Raw genomic sequence first — 212 nt, 5'->3', positions numbered from 1 at the left:
GGGCCGATCTGCTTGACGTAGCCTTCTCCTTCCATGATTACAACACCAATTTCACCGAGTTCCAGTGTTTCGGTTTTTTGAATCATGAGTATGTCTCCGTCATGGAAGCGCGGTTCCATGCTGTCGCCTGAAACACGGATGCCAAAATCAGCGTATCTCACACAGTCCGCGCCACTTTCGGGGATGTAATATTTTGTGGCTCTTTCTTCCCA

At 49.1% G+C, this 212-nt stretch carries 1 protein-coding gene; it reads right to left on the bottom strand.

The annotated features are described in order from the left end of the window. The coding region (locus HJV72_RS19415; protein ID WP_208073516.1) for a S24 family peptidase at window positions 1-212 on the bottom strand (212 nt) is incomplete at both ends.

Origin of the sequence: Extibacter sp. GGCC_0201 (assembly GCF_017566055.1) — a bacterium.
Taxonomy (GTDB): Bacteria; Bacillota; Clostridia; order Lachnospirales; family Lachnospiraceae; genus Extibacter.
The sequence above is the reverse complement of the archived record's forward strand: the minus strand, read 5'-3'. Positions and strand labels throughout refer to the sequence as shown.